Origin of the sequence: Bradyrhizobium sp. SZCCHNRI3043 (genome assembly GCF_032377735.1) — a bacterium.
Taxonomy (GTDB): Bacteria; Pseudomonadota; Alphaproteobacteria; order Rhizobiales; family Xanthobacteraceae; genus Bradyrhizobium.
In genome coordinates this window covers 61,052-78,484 of the sequence record NZ_JAUHID010000009.1, presented here as the reverse complement: position 1 = coordinate 78,484, position 17,433 = coordinate 61,052, and the positions used below count along the sequence as shown (strand labels likewise).

The window sequence follows — 17,433 nt, the reverse complement described above, 5'->3', positions numbered from 1 at the left end:
AGAAACTCCTTAGCCGATAAAGCGGCGTACCGTTTCAATGAATTTTCCGACCGATATCGGCTTGGAAAGATAGGCTTCGCAGCCACCCTCGCGGATGCGCTCCTCGTCGCCCTTCATGGCAAAGGCCGTCACTGCCACCACCGGGATGGCACGCAAATCCGGATCGTCCTTGATCCATTTCGTCACTTCCAGGCCCGAGACCTGCGGCAGCTGGATGTCCATCAGGATCAGATCGGGGCGGGTCCGGCGCACGATGTCGAGCGCCTCCACGCCGCTGGACGTCCCGGACGTCTGGTACCCGTGGGCTTCCAACAGATCGCGGAAGAGCTTCATGTTGAGCTCGTTGTCCTCCACGATCAGGACGGTCTTGCCCATCCGCCCCTCCGAATCACTGACACCGGCATGCCCTCTGGCGGACGCCTGTCCACCGCTACTCATCTAATTCAAACTAGCCCCAGATTCGTTCTAACCCGTTAAGTCGGTATTCGATCTTTCCCCGAGATGGTTTCCACTTGCTTGAACCCATTCCGAAGACTCGGGCATGATGGGCGCAAAGTAGAGCCGACAAGTTAACGGAAAGGCAAATCCGCCGTTGAAAAAGCCCGTTCGAAATCCGCGCGAAGTCGCTGAAATCGTTGCAGTTCAGGCCCTCGGCTTCCTGGCCGGCGAACCGGAGCGTCTGGGCCGGTTCCTGGCCGAGACCGGGATTGGGCCGGAGACGCTGCGATCCTCGGCCGCCGACCCCAATTTCCTGGTCAGCGTGCTCGATTTCGTGCTGCGTGACGACGAGACGGTAAAGGCTTTTGCCGCCCACTCCAAGTTACATCCGACCAATATCATGGCGGCGCGGCAGGTATTGGGCGACCGGCAGTGGGAGCGCGACGTGCCGTGACCGCTTCCGCGCCAGAAGGAGCGTCGCGCGCGGTCAGCGGGCCGACCTGCTTCTGCCGCGACTGCCTGACGGATCTGGATGACAGCGCGCGCCGCTGCACGGCCTGCGGCTCGCCGCGCCTCGTCCGCCATCGCGCCCTGCCCGCGCTGACGCTGGCCCATATCGATTGCGACGCGTTCTATGCGACCGTCGAGAAACGCGACAATCCCGAGGTCGCCGACCGGCCCGTCATCATCGGCGGCGGCAAGCGCGGAGTGGTGTCGGCGGCCTGCTACATCGCCCGCACCTATGGCGTGCGCTCGGCGATGCCGATGTTCAAGGCGCTGGAGCTGTGTCCCTCGGCGGTCGTCATTCCTCCGGACATGGCGAAATACGTCCGGGTCGGCCGCGAGGTGCGCCAGGCGATGCAGGCGCTGACGCCGCTGGTCGAACCGCTCTCGATCGACGAGGCGTTCCTCGACCTCTCCGGAACCGAGCGCGTCCACGGCATGGTCCCCGCAAAGGTGCTGGCGCGCTTCGCCCGTGAGGTCGAGCAGACCATCGGCATCACCGTCTCGGTCGGCCTGTCCTGCAACAAGTTCCTCGCCAAGATCGCCTCCGACCTCGACAAGCCCCGCGGCTTCGCCGCACTCGACCAGGAGGAAGCGCGCAACATGCTGGCCGACAAGCCGGTCGGCTTCATCTTCGGCGTCGGTCCCGCCACCCAGCAGCGGCTGGCGAATTGCGGCTTCCGCATCATCGCCGACCTGCAGCGCGCCGACGAGATCGAGCTGATGAAGCAGTTCGGCGGCGACGGCCGCAGGCTGTGGCGGCTGGCGCGCGGCATCGACGACCGCAAGGTGGTGGCCGACCGCGGCGCCAAGACGATCTCCAGCGAGACCACCTTCGACACCGACATCCGCGACTACGCGACCCTGGAGAAGACGCTGTGGCGGCTGTCGGAGAAGGTCTCGTCGCGGCTGAAGGCGAGCCAGCTCGCCGGCTCGACCGTCACCTTGAAGCTGAAGACCGCGGACTTCCGCCAGCGCACCCGCTCGCAATCGATCGCGGCGCCGACGCAGCTCGCCGGCAAGATCTTCGCAATCTGCAAGGAGATGCTGGCGCGCGAGACCGACGGCACGGCGTTCCGGCTGATGGGCGCCGGCGTCAGCGCGCTGCGCCCGGGCTCGGAGGCCTCCGACACCGACATGCTCGACCGCCGCTCGGCCTCGGCCGAGCGCGCGATCGATGCGCTACGCAAGAAGTTCGGCCAGGCCGCGGTGATCCGCGGCATCGCCTATGACGGCCCGGAGCAGACGGAATGACCCCCCGATCAATTGCCGCAGGGTTTGCCGTCCTTCGCGTCCTTGACGTCGAACTTGCCGAGCGCGCCGGCGATGACGAAATCATTGTAGTCGAGCACGAGCGCGCGCGAGACGCCGTTCTCGTACAGCTCGAACGACATCGCGTAGACCGGCGTCTGCTCGCCCTCGGCCCGCTTGGCGTCGCGGTCATAATAGCTGACCGTTACCGGCCAGCGCGTCATCTTCTTCATCTCGTCGTTGTCAGTCGAGGCATCGGGCTTGGCGGCCGCCTTGTCGGCCGACACGGCTGCTCCGATCACGGTCAGCGTGTTGTAGACCTTCTCGCCATTGTCCGAGCCGTCGTAGACCGTCAGCTCAAGCAGCGACTTGCCCTCGCGCGCGGCGGCGATGATGCGATGGATCTGCTCGGTCGGAAACACGGTGGAGCCGTCGAGCGTGAAGGTCTTCGCCTCCGGCTGTTTGAGCTTGACGGTGATGTGATCGCCGGTGCGCTCGGCGATGCCGTCGACCGGGCTGGAGGCCTGATCGTTCATGCGCGAGTCGATCTTGAAGCGATAGCTCTTGCCGGCGCCGTCCTCCCAGGCAGTCGAGCGCAGGTCGCTCAGGGTCACCTTGCCCTCGCCGAGATCGAGCTCCGACACTTGGCGGAATTCCGAGGTGTAGCCGTTGCAGGCATTGCCGGAGAAATTGTAGAGGATGCGGCCGCGCGCGCTATTGACGGGGCTCGACCCGCGCGACTTGACCAGGCTCAGGTCATAGAGCGCCTGATGCGGCAGGAATGGCACGGCCGCCCCGGCCGGCGCCGGACCGAATGTGATCGCCGCGACGGCGAGCGCTCCCATCGACAGTCGAAACGAATGAGCCATGAGTTTTCCTCGGAGGACGTATCGCTAAACCGTCACATTAAAGACCGCTGCATTACGTCGCAACTGCGGCTGGCTCACGGAAACGTGCGGTCAAAGCGGCGGATTGGCGTCGGCGCTGGCTGCTTGCATGTCAGTAGCAACTGCGCCAAACAGGGCCGCGGTCCGGCACGGGATCGGCTTTCAGGCGACAGAACGGGGATTTCAGATGGCGGGTACGGTTGAACAGAATCTGACGGCACAGGGCATCACGTTGCCGGCACCAAAGGCGCCGGTGGCCAACTACGTCCCGTTCGTGCGCACCGGCAACCTGCTGTTCGTGTCGGGCCAGGTCTGCCTCGGCGCCGATGGCAAGATGATCGCCTCCGGCAAGCTCGGCGGCGGCGTGTCGATCGAGGACGGCTATGCGGCCGCGAAGGGCTGCGGCGTCAACCTGCTGGCGCAGGTCAAGGCGGCGATCGGCGACCTCGACAAGGTCGTGCGCGTCGTCCGTCTCGGCGGCTTCGTCAATTCGGCGCCGGACTTCCTCGACGGGCCGAAGGTCCTCAACGGCGCCTCCGACCTGATGGTCGCCGCTTTCGGCGACAAGGGCCGCCACGCCCGCACCACCGTCGGCGTCTCGGCCCTGCCGTCCGATGCGGCGGTGGAAGTCGAAGGCGTGTTCGAGGTTGAGTGAGAGAGAGCGCATGATCCGAAAAAGTGCGAAACGGTTTTCCGACGAGATCATGCGCCAGCAAAATGGACGGGGCGAATGCGCGCACCTGACTGGCTGACGGCCCGCCCCGTCGCCCATCGCGGCCTGCATGATGCTGTCAGCGGCATCATCGAGAACATGCCGGCCGCCGCGCGCGGCGCCGTGGCCGGCAACTTCGCCATCGAATGCGACATCCAGCTGTCGGCCGATGGCGAGGCCATGGTGCATCACGACTATGATCTCGGACGCCTCACCGAGGGCACCGGCCCGCTGATCGAGAAGACCGCAGCTGAGCTGAAAGCGATCAAGTTCAAGCAGACCGACGAGCAGATGATGACGCTCGGCGACCTCTGCAACCTGATCGCCGGGCGCGTGCCGCTGGTCGTCGAGGTCAAGAGCACGTTCCAGGGCGATCACCGGCTGGTCCGGCGCATGGCCGAGGTGCTGGCGTCCTATTCCGGGCCGGTGGTCGGCATGTCGTTCGATCCGGACCAGGTGCTGGCGCTGCGCGAAACCATGCCCGAGCTGACGCGCGGCATCGTCGCGCAGCGCAGCTACGAGGACGGCTACTGGGCCAAGCTGACCCAGGCGCAACGCGACAGCATGCTGCATCTCAAGCATGGCTTCAGCAGCCAGCCGCATTTCGTCGCCTATTGGGTCGAGCAGCTGCCTGCGCCTGCCCCCTGGATCGCGCGCAACGTGTTCGGCTGCCCGCTGCTGACCTGGACCGTCCGCACCCCCGAGCAGCGCGCCGCCGCAGCCCGCTATGCGGATCAGATGATCTTCGAAGGGTTTACGCCGGAGACGTGACGCCGGCCTTGAACTCGCTGCTGCGATGCACGATCTTGAGGGACCGGCCATTCGAGCGTCGCCGCCGCCGGGACGCCGCTCGTTAGGTTCTCTTAAGGACTCGACTTTCAAGGACTCGATGGCATCACCTGAGATCACGCTCGAAGCCGTCCCCGGGGTCAGCGAAATCCCGGCTGCAGCATGGGACGCCTGTGCCAATCTGGACGGTCGCGTGAGTCCCGGCTCATCTCCCGCCTGCGGCGGCGGCTACAATCCGTTCATCTCACACGCGTTTTTCTCGGCGCTCGAAGCCTCCGGCTCGGCCACCCTGCGCACCGGCTGGGCGCCGCGCCATCTGGTGGCGAAAATGGGTGACGAGGTCCTCGGCGTCGTGCCCTGCTATCTCAAGTCCCACTCGCAGGGCGAATATGTCTTCGACCGCGGCTGGGCTGATGCCTATGAGCGCGCCGGCGGGCGCTATTATCCGAAGCTCCAGGTCTCCGTCCCATTCACGCCTGCCAGTGGGCCGCGGCTGCTGATCCGCGCCGACCAGGACCGGGAGTTGATAGGCAACGCCCTCGCCCAGGGCCTGAAGGCGTTGTGCGGGATCAGCGAGGCGTCGTCGGTGCACGTCACCTTCGCCCGGGAATCCGAATGGCAGCTGCTCGCAGCGCAGGGTTTCCTGCAGCGCACCGACCAGCAGTTCCACTGGCACAACCCGGGTTTTTCCAGCTTCGACGATTTCCTGGCGACGATGAATTCGCGCCACCGCAAGGCGATCAAGCGCGAGCGCCGCGATGCGCTGAGCTCCGGCATCAGCATCCACTGGCTGACCGGCAAGGACATCACCGAGGATGCCTGGGACGCCTTCTTCGATTTCTACATGGAGACCGGCTCACGCAAATGGGGTCGGCCGTATCTGACCCGCAAGTTCTTCGCGCTGATCGGCGAGAGCATGGCCGAAGACGTGCTGCTGGTCATGGCCAAGCGCGACGGACGCTGGATCGCCGGCGCCATCAACTTCATCGGCTCGGACACCTTGTTCGGCCGCAACTGGGGCGCCATCGAACATCACCCGTTCCTGCATTTCGAGGTCTGCTACTACCAGGCGATCGATTTCGCGATCCAGCACAAGCTGGGGGTGGTCGAGGCCGGCGCCCAGGGCGAGCACAAGATCGCGCGCGGCTACCTGCCGCAGACCACCTACTCCGCGCACTACATCGCCGACCGCGGCCTGCGCCGGGCCATCGACGACTATCTCAAGCGCGAGCGCGCCTATGTCGAGGAGGCCGGCCGCGAGCTCGCCGAATCCGGACCGTTCCGGAAAGGGATGGACGAGCCGTCTTGACCGGCGACACGTGCCGGTGAGAGTAAGGCGCACCAAGAGGAACCGCTTAAGGGACTGCCCATGACCGCCTACGATCCCAACAATCCGTTCGCGAAGATCCTGCGCGGCGAATTCCCCTGCACCAAGGTCTATGAGAACGACCACGTGCTGGCGTTCCTCGACATCATGCCGCGCGTGCCCGGCCACACCCTGGTGATCCCCAAGGCCGCTGCACGCAACATCCTCGACATCACCGAGGAGGACTATCTCCACGTCGGCCGTGCCGTGCGCACCATCGCGCGCGCCGCCAAGACCGCGTTCGCCGCCGACGGCATCACCGTGCAACAGTTCAACGAGCATGCCGGCGGGCAGATGGTGTTCCACCTCCACGTCCACATCATGCCGCGCCACAACGGCGATTCCCTGCTGCCGCCCGCGAGCCGCAAGGAAGATCCGAAGGTGCTGGAGGAGAATGCCGCGAAGCTGATCGCCGTGCTCAAGGGCTGATCACGCCTCGTCGAGCCCGATGTCCAGCGCGGCCGACGAATGCGTGATCCAGCCGACCGAGATCAGGTCGACGCCGGCCGCGGCGATCGCGGGTACGGTCTCCACGGTGATCCGGCCCGAGGCTTCCGCGATGGCCTTGCCGCTGATCATGCCGACGGCGGCTTCGAGCTCCGCCGGCGTCATGTTGTCGAGCAGCACCGCATCGACGCCCAGCGTCAGCGCCTGCTCGAGCTGCGCCAGAGTATCGACCTCGACCTCGATCTTGACGAGATGGCCGGCATGGGCCTTTGCGCGTGTGATTGCAGCCTTGATGCCGCCGGCGATGGCGATGTGGTTGTCCTTGATCAGCACGGCGTCATCGAGCCCGAAGCGGTGATTGCCGCCGCCGCCCGCGCGCACCGCATATTTCTCCAGCGCGCGCAGGCCCGGCGTGGTCTTCCTGGTGCAGACGATCTGCGCCTTGGTCCCTTTCACCGCGGCGACCAGGGACGCCGTCGCGCTGGCGACCCCGCTCAAACGGCAGAGGAAGTTGAGCGCGACGCGCTCGCCGGTCAGGAGCGCCCGTGCCGGGCCGCTGATGGTCGCGATCGCGTCTCCCGGCGCCACGACGCTGCCGTCAGGCCGCATGATTTCCATGCGCACGTCCGGCGAGACGGTCTGGAAGGCGCAGCGCGCCACATCGAGACCTGCGATCACCCCGTGCTGGCGCGCCCTCAGCTTCAGCGAGGCGCGCTGCTCGGCGGGGACGATGGCATCGGTGGTGATGTCGCCGGCGCGGCCGAGATCCTCGAGCAGAGCCATGCGCACCAGCGGCTCGTAGAGCAAGGACGAGAGAGGATTGAGAGTCATGGCACTGCGCTCCTGAACGGCGTCTGCTCCGCCTCGACAATGTCGCGTGCAACGGCGACCGCCTCGGACAGAGTGAAGCTGGACGGCTGCGCGACGCGCAGCGTGTCCGGACGATCGCAGCGGAAATGCGCGCCGCGGCTCTCCTCCCGCGCATGGGCCGCGACCGCGAGCATCAGGCCGACCAGCGCCGGGTCAGCCATGGGCCCGGCCTGCTCTGCCAGCGGAAGAAGGCTGCGGACAGCAGCAGCGATCGCGCCGCGCTCACGCATCACGCCGAGCGCGTGCGACAACAGCGACCGCACGGCGGACGGATCGGACGCCGGCGGAATTGCCGCCACCTCGCACGGCTTGCCTGCACGCTGCGGCGCGCCGGCCACGCTTTCGGCCACCCATTGCGCGCAGACGATCGCCTCCATCAGCGAGTTGCTGGCGAGCCTGTTGGCGCCGTGCAGGCCGGTGCGGCTGGCCTCGCCACAGGCCCACAAGCCCTCGACCGTGCTGCGTCCCATCGCGTCAACAGCGATGCCGCCCATATGATAGTGCACGGCCGGCCGCACGGGGATCGGATCGCGCGCGGGATCGATGCCCGCCATGCGGCAGAAGGCGCTGATCACGGGATAGCGCGCAGCGAAATCCTTGCCAGGCTTCTCGCGCGCATCGAGGAACACGCGGTGGCCTTGCGCACGGCGGCGCCATACCGCCCGCGCCACCACGTCGCGCGGCGCCAGCTCAGCGCCGGGCTCGTCGGCCATGAAGCGCGTGCCAGTGTCGTCGATCAGGACGGCGCCATCGCCGCGGATCGCCTCGGTGAGCAGCGGCAGCGGCCGCGACGGCCCGTCGAACGCCGTCGGGTGAAACTGCACGAATTCGAGGTCGGACAGCACCGCACCAGCCCGCGCCGCGAGCGCGAGGCCCTGGCCGAAACAGCCGGCCGGATTGGTGCTGTCGAGGAACAGGCCGCCGATGCCGCCGGTTGCGATCACGACGCGTGTCGTGCCGAGGATCAGAGCCTCACCGCCGCGCGCCGCAGCCACGCCCTGGATCGCGTTGTCATTGACAATCAGCCGGCGCGCCTCGACGCCTTCGAGCAAGGTCACCGAAGCACAACGCCGCACAGCCACGATCAGTGCGCGCATGATCTCGCGTCCCGTGCCGTCGCCGGTCGCATGCACGATCCGGTTGCGGCTGTGTGCGGCCTCCAGGCCCAGACGCCAACGTCCATCCGCACCTCGGTCGAACGCAACGCCAAGCTGCGCGAGGCGCTCGACCGCGGCCGGAGCTGCTTCGATGATGCGGCGCGCAGCGGCCTCGTCGCACAATCCCGCTCCGGCGGCGAGCGTGTCCTTCAGATGCAGCCCCGGATCATCGTCATCGCCAACCGCCGCGGCCAGTCCACCCTGCGCCCACATGCTCGACGCCTCCGCGCCGAGCGGCGACTTCGACAACAGCACGACGGGCTCGGGTGCAAGCGCAAGCGCCGTCATCAGACCTGCGGCACCGCCGCCGATGATCACGGGACAGCCGATCAACGCCGAAACATCGATGCTCATGACGCCAGCATCCTTTCCACCGAGCGCCGCGCGCGCTCGGCCATCGCGGGATCGATCGTGACCTCGTGCGTGTTGGTCTCGAGCGCATGGCGGATGTTCTTCAGGGTGATCCGCTTCATGTGCGGGCACAAATTGCAGGGGCGGATGAACTCGATGTCGGGATGGAGCACGGCGACGTTGTCGCTCATCGAGCATTCCGTCAGCAGCACGACCCGCGGCGGCCGCTTCTCACTCACGAAATCCGACATCGCCGCCGTGGAGCCGGCAAAGTCGGCCTCCGCCACGACTTCCGGCGGACACTCCGGATGCGCGAGCACGGTGACACCAGGATGGTTGTCGCGCAGCGTCCGGACGTCATCGGCGCTGAAGCGCTCATGCACCTCGCAATGCCCCTTCCAGGCCGTGATCCTGACCTTCGTCTGCGCGGCGACGTTCCGCGCGAGATATTCATCCGGCAGCATGATGACGTGATCGACGCCGAGCGACTCGACCACCGCGCGTGCGTTGCCGGACGTGCAGCAGACGTCGGACTCGGCCTTCACCGCCACCGACGTGTTGACATAGGCGACCACGGGCACGCCGGGGTGGCGCGCGCGCATCAGCCGCACGTCGTCGGCGGTGATCGATTCCGCCAATGAGCAGCCCGCCTTTACGTCGGGGATCAACACCGTCTTGTCAGGATTGAGCAGCTTGGCGGTCTCGGCCATGAAGTGGACGCCGGCGAGCACGATCACCTCGGCATCGACCTTGGTCGCTTCGCGCGCCAGCAGCAGGCTGTCGCCGACGATGTCGGCGACGCCGTGATAGATCTCGGGCGTCTGATAGTTGTGCGCCAGCACCACGGCATTGCGCTGGCGCTTCAGCGCCAGAATGGCTGCGACGTCGTCCTCGAAGACGGCCCATTCCGGCGGCGGGATCACCCGCCTCAGACGCTCAGCAAGCGGTGCATTCGGCGCGACGGCAGGCAGGACAAGCTCGGCCATTTATACTCTCCGTGAGCATAAGATGCCTTATACTTATCCTGAGCATAAGCCTTGTCAAGAGCGGGAGATCAAGACCGCGAGAGCGGCAGCTTGGTTCCGACCACCGCCCGCTCGGCCAGAACGCCCTGCCTGAAGCGAAACAGCTTGGCCGGCCGACCGATCGTGTCGGCAGCGATTGCGCCTGTCTCTTCAACCAGTTCCTGCTGCTCGATGAGGCGGCGGAAGTTCTGCTTGTGCACGAGCCGGCCTGCCAGTGCCTCGACGCTGCGCTGCAATTGCAGCAGTGTAAATTCTTCCGGCATCAACTCGAACACGACCGGCCGGTATTTGATCTTGGCGCGCAGACGGGCAATGCCGGTAGCGAGAATCCGACGGTGATCACCGATCATGGCGCGGCCGGGCACCTCCGCCTGGCGGGCCTCCTTCTCGCGCGTACTCTCGGGAATCAGCGCAGCCTCGTACAGCAGCTCATAGCGCTGCAGCGCCAATTCCTCGTTCCACTCGCGGCCATCGAGACCGAAAGTGATCGCGGCGCGCTGCCACCTTGTCTTCTGCAGCGCCGGCTGGTCGGCGGCTCGCGCCCACGCCTTCAGCTTCGGCGCGATGATCTTGGCTAGGATCGTCGGCGGTCCGTCGCGATGATCCTCCCACGGGAAGTAGTCGTACCATGACGACCATTGCGCATCCGCGCCCTCGCGCCCCTCTTCCTCGCGTGTCAGGCCGAGATAGCTGATGGAGATGCGGTGCGGCGCGTCGGGATCGCCGCCGCGACCGCGGTCGGCGAAGGTGTAGAGCTGCTCGACATAGCCGAGCGGATGGCCGGTCTGCGCCTTGACCCAGGCGCGCAGGCCCATCTGCAGCGAGCGGTGCGCGAACTGAAACGGTCCGCTCGGCAGCGCCGCAGCGTGCTCGATCGTCATGATCTTCGGATGGCCGTCGGTCACCGCCACCAGCACGGCGACGAGGTCCGCCGTGATCGCATCCAGAGCCGTCACCGTCTTCTGCGGCCGCTTGTTCACCTTCGACATCCGGATCTGTCGGTCCTATTTGTCATCCCCACCCGCCGCTGCCGGCGTGAACACACAATGATCCGGCTTCAGGTCGATCAGCGGCGTCTCGTCGAGGCAGTCGAGACCGCGCACCAGCACGGTGTTGCCCTCCAGCGCGACGAAGCGGACCGTCGACACGCCGATCGGATTGGGACGCACCGGCGAGCGCAGCGCGAAGGTGCCCCGGGTCTCGCCGTCATGATGGCGCGGGCTCTGCTTGACGAGATCCCGGCGCGCCCGGTTGAGCCAGTACAGCACCTGGAGATGGCTGAAACGATCGATGCCCTGCAGCGCCGGCACCCAGGGCTCGAAGATCTCGAGCCGGCACACCGGCCCCTCGAAGCTACCCTGCCGCGGCGTCTCGAGCCGCGAGGTCCAGGGCGTGCGGATGCGGCCGATGAAATACAGCGTGGCGTCGCGCGGCTGGGGCGCGTCGACGGCGACTTCTCCCGGGCGGAGATCGGTATCAGTGGTCATTGCGGAGTCCTTGGGTCTTCCCGGCAATCTATCCGAACCTCGGCTCACCGCAATTGCGGTTGCGCAAGATCGCGTAACTCAGCCGAGCCACCATTTGCCGGCCAGCATGACGGCCTCGCCGCAGACGACACCAGCAAAGATCGAGCGGCGGCTCGCCATGAAGGCCGCAAGGCCGGCAACGACCGCACCGTAGCGCAGGCCCCATGGCACGCTGGCGAGCGCGCCCGGCGGCTGCACCAGGATCTGGGCGATGACCCCCGCCAAGATGGCGGTCGCGACCGCCTTGACCCACATCAGCAGGTCCGAGCCCTCGTCGAGCCCGCTGCCGAACCACAGCCCGAGCAGGCGCCAGATCTGGTTGGGGATCACGCCCGCCACCAGCAGCACCACGAGCGCATGCCAATCGCCGATGAAGTCGCTCATGCCGGCCCCTGCCGCTCGCGCCATTTGTGCGCGCCGAACGCGAGCGTTCCGGCGACGACGCCGCTGACCAGGATGTCGACGCCGCTGTTGAGCTGGGCGGCCAGGGGATACAGCACGAGGCCAAGGCCGAGCGCGAGCACGTCGGCCAGCTCCCTGGCGTTGCGCAGGGTCGAGAACAGAAACGCCAGCGGCGTCAGCAAGAGCACCGCGGCGCCGAAGGTCTGCGACAGGTTGGCGGCGAGAAGATAGCCGATGATGGTCGCGATCAGCGCAATCCCCATCAGGCCGGTACCGAGCCCATGCACGAAGGCGATGCGGCGCTCGCGCGGCACATGCGGCAGGAAACGATAGCATTCGACCCACAGGGTCACCGCGGTAAAATGCGCGATCAGCACCAGGTGCCGCCGCTTGGTCTGCGGCGAGCGGATCAGCGGCAGCACCGCCACCACCATCGGAAACAGCCGGATCGCGCTCATCGTGACCGCGATCGCCGATTGCAGAATGGTCTGGCCGGAGCCGAGCGTGGAGACCAGGATGATCTGCGCTGGCCCGGCCCAAACCAGCACCGTGCTCAGGATCGCCCAGAGCATGCTGAAACGGGTGTCGTGGGCGAGCGCGCCGATGCCGATGAAGGTGACGAACAGCACCACTGACAGGATGGTCGCTGACGTCGCGCGCAGCCCCCAGCCGAAGGCGCGCACTGAACCATGCCATTGCGGCGAATCGAGCGGAGGAAGTGTCACGGGCGGCCCAGCGGAACGAACCGCGATAAGGCTGGCGAAAGCCGCTCGCGTCAACCGCCATCAGGCGCGCGCGGGTCTGCGTCCGGCGCAGCCATTCCCACCATCCCCACGCGCGGCGCCGCACGAGCTCTATCCGGAGCGATTGCGCAGCACGAAGCAGGCGCCACCGGCTCCGCGGATCCGGCTGCAGAGCGCGTCGGCCTCGGCCCGAGTCTCGGCGCCGATTCGCACCTGGTAGAAGGCGTGGTTGCCGCGCGAGCGCATCACCGACGACAGCAGGCTCGGGTCGCGGTCGCCGATGACCGGGCCAAGCCTCTTGATCGCCCGCGAATACATCGCGAGCGCCTTGTTGCGGTCGAAGCCTGCAGCCAGTTGGACGCCCCATGGTTTCGCGGCCGACAGCGCCACATGCTGCTCGAGCTCCGTGACGAACGGATTCGGCGCGCGCTTTAACATGGCCATCAGCTGACGACACGAGGTCGGCGGCGGGCTCGGCGGCGTCTTGCCGCCGCTGCCGGCGGCCGCCCACTCGTCGATCGTGGCGCCCGTGATGGCCGAAACGTAGTTGCGGGTCTCCCAGGGCATCTGCCCCTTGCCGGTGAGCCAGTCCTGCACCCGGCGCGGCCCCGCATTGTAGGCCGCCGCCGCGAGCCCGAGATTGCCGAACTGATCGCGCAGCTCGGCCAGGAACTGCGCCGACTTCGGCAGCGCCTGAACCGGATCGAACGGATCGAGCAACTGGCGCTGGTTCGCCGTGCCCGGCATGAACTGCGCAATTCCCTGCGCCCGCTGCCCGTTGCGCGTGACCGGCCCGACTGCATCGCTCTGAAAGCGGCTCTCCTGCCAGATCACGCGAGCGAAGAATTCGAGCGGCAGATCATTCGCCTTGGCTGCGGATTCGATCATCAGGCAGATCGCCTCGCGGGTGCCGCTTTCCTTGGACTCCTCGGCCTTGATCTCCGGGCCCTCTGCCGCCGCGTCTGCCGGCTTCGCAGTCTCGTGCGGCGCGTTCTGCTGCGCGCCGTCCTTCGGATCAGCCGGCACGGCAACGTCACGGTCTGAGCCCTGCTCCGCCGCCACGCCGGACAACGGCCCGGTCAGGATCAGGGCAAGGCCGAGACAGGCAATGCGAGCAACCGAAAACATGGAAGGCATCGTGAGCGCGGTGCAATGGTTGGAATTCTGTCGACAGACAAAGCCCAGGACCATGCGGGGTTCCACCGCGCGGCGCCTTGACACAGCGAATGAGCCGGCTAGCAATCCGAAAATCCTGCAGGGAGCGCGACGGATGACCGCACCGACCGACGACAGACTCGGCTTCGCGCCCGAAAGCGATGCGCCCTTGTCCTACATGGCGCGCACGCGCGACTACTATCTCGCGATCGGCTATGACACGCCCTATCGCTGGGCTCACTACACGTCGGCGCCGTTCCATCCCTTGCGCAAGCCGCTCGCGCAGTCGCGCGGCACCGTTGTCACCACGGCCGCGCCGTTCGATCCCGCCAAAGGCGATCAAGGCCCCGGCGCGCCCTACAATGGCGGCGCCAAGTTCTACTCCGTCTATGACGGCGATACGTCGGCGCAGCACGACCTGCGCATTTCCCACATTGCCTATGATCGCGCGCACACCAGCGCCGAGGATCCCGGCACCTGGTTTCCGCTTCCACAGCTCATCAGGCTGGCGCGTGAGGGCCGCATCGGCGCGGTCGGACTGCGCTTCTTCGGCGCGCCGACCAATCGCAGCCAGCGCGTGACGATCGAGACCGATGCGCCGGAGATTCTTGCGCGCTGCCGCACCGACGAGATCGACGCCGTCGTGCTGGTGCCGAACTGTCCGGTGTGCCACCAGACCGTGAGCCTGGTGGCCCGGCATCTCGAAGCGAACGGCATCGCGACCGTCGTCATGGGCTGCGCCAAGGACATCGTCGAGCACGCCGCAGCACCGCGCTTCCTGTTCTCGGATTTTCCGCTCGGCAATTCCGCCGGCAAGCCGCACGACGCGGCCTCACAGGCCTTCACGCTCGAGCTCGCCTTGCGTGTCATCGAGAGTTCACCAGCCGCACGGACGACCGTGCAATCGCCTTTGCAGTGGAGCGACGATCACGGCTGGAAGCGCGACTACAGCAATCCGGCCATGCTCGCGCCGGAAGAGCTGGCGCGGCGGCGCGCCGAATTCGATGCGCAGAAGGCGATCGCGCGGCAGGTTCGTGGAAAGCAGGTGTGAAAGCCACACTCGCGTGAAACTCGCCCGGGAATTTCTTCGGATAATGCTGATTGCGCTTGCCGTCCCGCTCCAGTTGCGCTTGAGTTCCCTCGGGTTTCAAGGGGGCAGTACCAAATGAGAGTTGTAGCGTTCGTAGCGCTGTGCGCCGCGCTGGGAGGTTGCGCGTCCGTAACGCGGGGTACAACCGAGACGATCAGCGTCGCGTCGACGCCGTCCGGGGCTGAGGCCACGATCGCCGGTCTCGAAGCGCCGATGACCTGCACGACGCCCTGCTCGTTCGTCGCCAAGCGCAATGCCGACATCTCCGTCACCATCGAAAAACCGGGCTACGAGACCCAGATCATCCCGTTGACCAAGGACATCCCGGCGACCGGCGCGGCCGGCTTCGCCGGCAACATCTTAGCGGGCGGCCTGATCGGCATGGGTGTGGACGCCGCGACTGGCGCGGCGACCGACCACAAGCCAAACCCGGTGATCGTCACCTTGCAGCCGCGCATGGCGGCGCCGGCAGGCCGTGCGCAGCGGCCGCCGCGGCGGTCGGCCCCGCCGCCGGCACAACCGGAGGCCGGGACCTAGCGCTCGCCAAGCCTGTCAGCCAGCCGCCGATTGTGCCTCGCCGGGCGTGACCGCGTCGACCGGCAGCGCGAAGGCCTCGACCCGGTTGAGCGGCTTCTTGTTGAGCAGCAGCCGGGTCACGTCGGGGCGAGAATAGTGTCCCGCCGGATCGGCGGCGTTCTTGGCGATGCCGATCATGCCGAGATCGATCTCGGCGATCAGCAACCCTTCCTGCTCCGGCGGCAGCTTCTCCGCAAGCGAAGAGCCGTCTGGACCGAAGATCGCGGCGTGGCCGCCGCCGACATGCAGCAGCGCGTGCTTGTCGGGCCGGTCACACAGTTCGTCGATCATCGCCTGCGAGACGGTGGCGCACGGCGCCAGCACGAAGCACGAGCCTTCCACGGCATAGACGCGCGAGGCGGCGTTGTTGACCTCGGCGCCGAGCGCCGGCGCGAACGGATCGTACAGCGAGAAGCTCGGCCAGGCCGCGACATGCACCTGCTCGTTCTGGGCATACATCGCGTATTTCGACAGCGGCTGCAGATGCTCCCAGCAGCACAGCGCACCGATCCGGCCGATGTCAGGCCGGTCGTGCACGGCGAGATCGCTGCCGTCGCCCTCGCCATAGACGGTGCGCTCGGCATGGGTCGGCCGCAGCTTGCGGCGCCGGGCGATGGTCTCGCCGTCCGGGCCGATCAGCCATTGCGCGATGTAGAGGCTGCCGCCGTCGCGCTCGGACAGTCCCAGCACGGCCGTGAGCCTGGCCTTGCGCACGGCGGCGCGCAGCGCCTCGGCCTGCGGGCTGTCATAGGCCAGCGAATTGTCGAAATAGCGCTGCACGAAGCCACGGCCGATGCACCAGGCCGGCGAGTCCATCCAGATGTGCCAGGGATAGCCGGGGATGAAGACCTCCGGAAACGCGATCAGCTTGGCACCTTTGTCGGCCGCCTCCTCGATCAGGCCGATGGTCTTCTTGATCGAGGCGTCCAGGTCGAGCCAGGCCGGCGCCGCCTGCACCACCGCCACCTTGTATTTCGGATGTGCCAGTCCCATCCCGCGTCTCCCCTCTTCCGGATCGGCGGCGCCGTGCGCCGCATTCGCAGGGGAGTATTGACCTCGGCGATCATTCGCGCTCGTCTTGGAGGGAACGAAAACTCGACTGCGGCCGCCAGGGAGAGACCAGCGGGCCCAGAACTTGCTGCATTTCCGACGATCCACGCGACACAGAGGCGGAGGGAGACGGAGCGATGCCGGTCCTGTTCACCACGGAAGGAAGCCCGGGCCACCGCCGGCTGGCGCTGTGGCAGGACATCGTCTGCGACGTCTACGTCGGCCTCGACTGCACGTCCGATCTCGGCAGCGCATTTCGGGGCTCGGTGACCCACACCGCGTTGGGACGGGCCGTCTGCTCCGAGGTCGCCTCGGACCGGCAGCGCGTGCACCGGACCTCGCAGCGAATCTCCCGGGCGGATGCCGACTTCGTCCTCGTCGCGCTCGGGCGAGAGGGAATCGGCGGCGTCGTTCAGGATGGCCGCGACACCGTGATCCGGCCCGGCGAGTTCGCGATCTACGACACGACCCGCCCCTACGAGCTGCAGTTCGACGCCGCGTTCAAGCAGATCGTGTTCAAGCTCCCGCGCGAGATGCTGCAGCGCCGGATCGGCCCGACGGAGACCGTGACGGCGATCAGCTTCGGCCCCGATAGCCCGCTCCAGCCGCTCGCCCATGATTTCATCGTCAGGCTCTGCGAACGCGCCGAGCACATCGGCCCCGAGCATGCCGAACCTCTGGCCGACCAGGCTGCCGACCTGCTCGCCATGACCTTGGCCGAGCGGCTTCGCACACAGCCCCTGCCCGCCTCGAGCCATCGCGCAGCGCTGCTTTATCGCATCAAGGCGCACATCCGCACCCGGCTGCCCGACGCCGACCTCTCACTGCCGGAGATCGCACGCGAGCTCGGGCTATCGGCGCGCTACGTCAACGATCTGTTCTCGGACGAGGAGACGTCGTTCCAGCGCTTCGTGCTGGCTGAGCGGCTCAAGCAGTGCCGGCGCGATCTCGGCTCGCCGATGCTGGCGCATCGTCAGATCAGCGAAATCGCCTTGTCCTGGGGCTTCAACGATCTCTCGCATTTCGGCCGCGTGTTCCGCGAGCAGTTCGGCCTGTCGCCGCGCGAGTGGCGGCGCAGCGCCGTAAAGCGCTGA

General features: G+C 66.9%; 20 protein-coding genes. 9 read left to right on the top strand and 11 right to left on the bottom strand.

Annotated features, from left to right (window positions below; all coding sequences use genetic code 11):
- Positions 1 to 9: 9 nt before the first annotated feature.
- On the bottom strand, positions 10 to 375 hold the full coding sequence (locus QX124_RS19365) for a response regulator (protein WP_008964019.1): 366 nt from the start codon (positions 373 to 375) through the stop codon (positions 10 to 12).
- Between the two features lie 217 nt (positions 376 to 592).
- Here QX124_RS19365 and QX124_RS19360 point away from each other — a divergent pair, with 217 nt between their 5' ends.
- Positions 593 to 892 carry a DUF3572 domain-containing protein gene (locus tag QX124_RS19360; protein ID WP_315718395.1) on the top strand — a complete coding sequence of 100 codons (300 nt, stop codon included), beginning with the start codon at positions 593 to 595 and terminating at the stop codon, positions 890 to 892.
- Entirely contained in the window at positions 889 to 2,196 is a 1,308-nt protein-coding gene (locus tag QX124_RS19355; RefSeq protein ID WP_315797994.1) for a DNA polymerase IV, read from the top strand. Before QX124_RS19360 ends, QX124_RS19355 begins: the two co-directional genes overlap by 4 nt.
- Before the next feature lie 8 nt (positions 2,197 to 2,204).
- On the opposite strand, the gene QX124_RS19350 is transcribed toward QX124_RS19355, so the two are convergent.
- Positions 2,205 to 3,062, bottom strand: a complete 858-nt coding sequence (locus QX124_RS19350) for a cell envelope integrity EipB family protein (RefSeq protein ID WP_315740310.1) — start codon at positions 3,060 to 3,062, stop codon at positions 2,205 to 2,207.
- A gap of 205 nt (positions 3,063 to 3,267) precedes the next feature.
- Here QX124_RS19350 and QX124_RS19345 point away from each other — a divergent pair, with 205 nt between their 5' ends.
- The 4 genes from QX124_RS19345 to QX124_RS19330 all read left to right on the top strand — a co-directional run bounded on the left by QX124_RS19345 (position 3,268) and on the right by QX124_RS19330 (position 6,376).
- Positions 3,268 to 3,735: a RidA family protein gene (locus QX124_RS19345; RefSeq protein ID WP_315740311.1), complete on the top strand. Its 468-nt coding sequence runs from the start codon at positions 3,268 to 3,270 to the stop codon at positions 3,733 to 3,735.
- A 75-nt stretch (positions 3,736 to 3,810) separates the two neighbouring features.
- A complete protein-coding gene (locus QX124_RS19340) occupies positions 3,811 to 4,563 on the top strand; it encodes a glycerophosphodiester phosphodiesterase (RefSeq protein WP_315797993.1) in 753 nt (250 codons plus the stop codon).
- A 118-nt stretch (positions 4,564 to 4,681) separates the two neighbouring features.
- Positions 4,682 to 5,890 carry a GNAT family N-acetyltransferase gene (locus QX124_RS19335; protein ID WP_315797992.1) on the top strand — a complete coding sequence of 403 codons (1,209 nt, stop codon included), beginning with the start codon at positions 4,682 to 4,684 and terminating at the stop codon, positions 5,888 to 5,890.
- A 60-nt stretch (positions 5,891 to 5,950) separates the two neighbouring features.
- Entirely contained in the window at positions 5,951 to 6,376 is a 426-nt protein-coding gene (locus QX124_RS19330) for an HIT family protein (RefSeq protein WP_315775233.1), read from the top strand.
- Here QX124_RS19330 and nadC read toward each other — a convergent pair whose 3' ends face one another.
- From nadC to QX124_RS19290, 8 genes are all read right to left on the bottom strand, one after another.
- Positions 6,377 to 7,225 carry a carboxylating nicotinate-nucleotide diphosphorylase gene (gene nadC, locus QX124_RS19325; RefSeq protein ID WP_315797991.1) on the bottom strand — a complete coding sequence of 283 codons (849 nt, stop codon included), beginning with the start codon at positions 7,223 to 7,225 and terminating at the stop codon, positions 6,377 to 6,379. It abuts the gene before it with no gap.
- A complete protein-coding gene (locus tag QX124_RS19320; RefSeq protein ID WP_315797990.1) occupies positions 7,222 to 8,775 on the bottom strand; it encodes an L-aspartate oxidase in 1,554 nt (517 codons plus the stop codon). Before QX124_RS19320 ends, nadC begins: the two co-directional genes overlap by 4 nt.
- On the bottom strand, positions 8,772 to 9,758 hold the full coding sequence (nadA, locus tag QX124_RS19315; protein ID WP_315797989.1) for a quinolinate synthase NadA: 987 nt from the start codon (positions 9,756 to 9,758) through the stop codon (positions 8,772 to 8,774). The genes QX124_RS19320 and nadA overlap by 4 nt, the downstream gene beginning before the upstream one ends.
- Positions 9,759 to 9,826: 68 nt before the next feature.
- Positions 9,827 to 10,786 (bottom strand): NrtR DNA-binding winged helix domain-containing protein, encoded by a 960-nt coding sequence (locus QX124_RS19310; RefSeq protein WP_315775239.1) that lies wholly within the window; start codon positions 10,784 to 10,786, stop codon positions 9,827 to 9,829.
- 15 nt (positions 10,787 to 10,801) lie between these two features.
- Complete coding sequence (gene tsaA, locus QX124_RS19305) at positions 10,802 to 11,284, bottom strand: tRNA (N6-threonylcarbamoyladenosine(37)-N6)-methyltransferase TrmO (RefSeq protein ID WP_315797988.1); 483 nt, start codon at positions 11,282 to 11,284, stop codon at positions 10,802 to 10,804.
- Between the two features lie 78 nt (positions 11,285 to 11,362).
- Entirely contained in the window at positions 11,363 to 11,707 is a 345-nt protein-coding gene (locus QX124_RS19300) for an AzlD domain-containing protein (protein WP_315740320.1), read from the bottom strand.
- Complete coding sequence (locus QX124_RS19295) at positions 11,704 to 12,450, bottom strand: AzlC family ABC transporter permease (RefSeq protein WP_315797987.1); 747 nt, start codon at positions 12,448 to 12,450, stop codon at positions 11,704 to 11,706. Before QX124_RS19295 ends, QX124_RS19300 begins: the two co-directional genes overlap by 4 nt.
- A gap of 129 nt (positions 12,451 to 12,579) precedes the next feature.
- On the bottom strand, positions 12,580 to 13,605 hold the full coding sequence (locus QX124_RS19290; protein WP_315797986.1) for a lytic transglycosylase domain-containing protein: 1,026 nt from the start codon (positions 13,603 to 13,605) through the stop codon (positions 12,580 to 12,582).
- A gap of 133 nt (positions 13,606 to 13,738) precedes the next feature.
- Here QX124_RS19290 and QX124_RS19285 point away from each other — a divergent pair, with 133 nt between their 5' ends.
- The gene (locus QX124_RS19285) at positions 13,739 to 14,674 is read left to right on the top strand and encodes a glycine reductase (protein ID WP_315797985.1); all 936 of its coding nucleotides are present in this window, start codon (positions 13,739 to 13,741) and stop codon (positions 14,672 to 14,674) included.
- Between the two features lie 114 nt (positions 14,675 to 14,788).
- The gene (locus QX124_RS19280; protein ID WP_315740324.1) at positions 14,789 to 15,250 is read left to right on the top strand and encodes a PEGA domain-containing protein; all 462 of its coding nucleotides are present in this window, start codon (positions 14,789 to 14,791) and stop codon (positions 15,248 to 15,250) included.
- Between the two features lie 15 nt (positions 15,251 to 15,265).
- Here QX124_RS19280 and QX124_RS19275 read toward each other — a convergent pair whose 3' ends face one another.
- Entirely contained in the window at positions 15,266 to 16,282 is a 1,017-nt protein-coding gene (locus QX124_RS19275) for a carbon-nitrogen hydrolase family protein (RefSeq protein ID WP_315740325.1), read from the bottom strand.
- Between the two features lie 194 nt (positions 16,283 to 16,476).
- Between QX124_RS19275 and QX124_RS19270 the strand changes: the two genes are divergently transcribed.
- The gene (locus QX124_RS19270; RefSeq protein ID WP_315740326.1) at positions 16,477 to 17,433 is read left to right on the top strand and encodes a helix-turn-helix domain-containing protein; all 957 of its coding nucleotides are present in this window, start codon (positions 16,477 to 16,479) and stop codon (positions 17,431 to 17,433) included.

Coding starts and splice junctions, on each gene's coding strand:
- QX124_RS19365 (WP_008964019.1), bottom strand. CDS start 375: ATGGGCAAGACCGTCCTGATCGTGGAGGACAACGAGCTCAACATGAAG.
- QX124_RS19285 (WP_315797985.1), top strand. CDS start 13,739: ATGACCGCACCGACCGACGACAGACTCGGCTTCGCGCCCGAAAGCGAT.
- nadA (WP_315797989.1), bottom strand. CDS start 9,758: ATGGCCGAGCTTGTCCTGCCTGCCGTCGCGCCGAATGCACCGCTTGCT.
- QX124_RS19330 (WP_315775233.1), top strand. CDS start 5,951: ATGACCGCCTACGATCCCAACAATCCGTTCGCGAAGATCCTGCGCGGC.
- tsaA (WP_315797988.1), bottom strand. CDS start 11,284: ATGACCACTGATACCGATCTCCGCCCGGGAGAAGTCGCCGTCGACGCG.
- QX124_RS19275 (WP_315740325.1), bottom strand. CDS start 16,282: ATGGGACTGGCACATCCGAAATACAAGGTGGCGGTGGTGCAGGCGGCG.
- QX124_RS19340 (WP_315797993.1), top strand. CDS start 3,811: ATGCGCGCACCTGACTGGCTGACGGCCCGCCCCGTCGCCCATCGCGGC.
- QX124_RS19270 (WP_315740326.1), top strand. CDS start 16,477: ATGCCGGTCCTGTTCACCACGGAAGGAAGCCCGGGCCACCGCCGGCTG.
- QX124_RS19320 (WP_315797990.1), bottom strand. CDS start 8,775: ATGAGCATCGATGTTTCGGCGTTGATCGGCTGTCCCGTGATCATCGGC.
- QX124_RS19310 (WP_315775239.1), bottom strand. CDS start 10,786: ATGTCGAAGGTGAACAAGCGGCCGCAGAAGACGGTGACGGCTCTGGAT.
- QX124_RS19345 (WP_315740311.1), top strand. CDS start 3,268: ATGGCGGGTACGGTTGAACAGAATCTGACGGCACAGGGCATCACGTTG.
- nadC (WP_315797991.1), bottom strand. CDS start 7,225: ATGACTCTCAATCCTCTCTCGTCCTTGCTCTACGAGCCGCTGGTGCGC.
- QX124_RS19335 (WP_315797992.1), top strand. CDS start 4,682: ATGGCATCACCTGAGATCACGCTCGAAGCCGTCCCCGGGGTCAGCGAA.
- QX124_RS19300 (WP_315740320.1), bottom strand. CDS start 11,707: ATGAGCGACTTCATCGGCGATTGGCATGCGCTCGTGGTGCTGCTGGTG.
- QX124_RS19350 (WP_315740310.1), bottom strand. CDS start 3,062: ATGGCTCATTCGTTTCGACTGTCGATGGGAGCGCTCGCCGTCGCGGCG.
- QX124_RS19290 (WP_315797986.1), bottom strand. CDS start 13,605: ATGCCTTCCATGTTTTCGGTTGCTCGCATTGCCTGTCTCGGCCTTGCC.
- QX124_RS19280 (WP_315740324.1), top strand. CDS start 14,789: ATGAGAGTTGTAGCGTTCGTAGCGCTGTGCGCCGCGCTGGGAGGTTGC.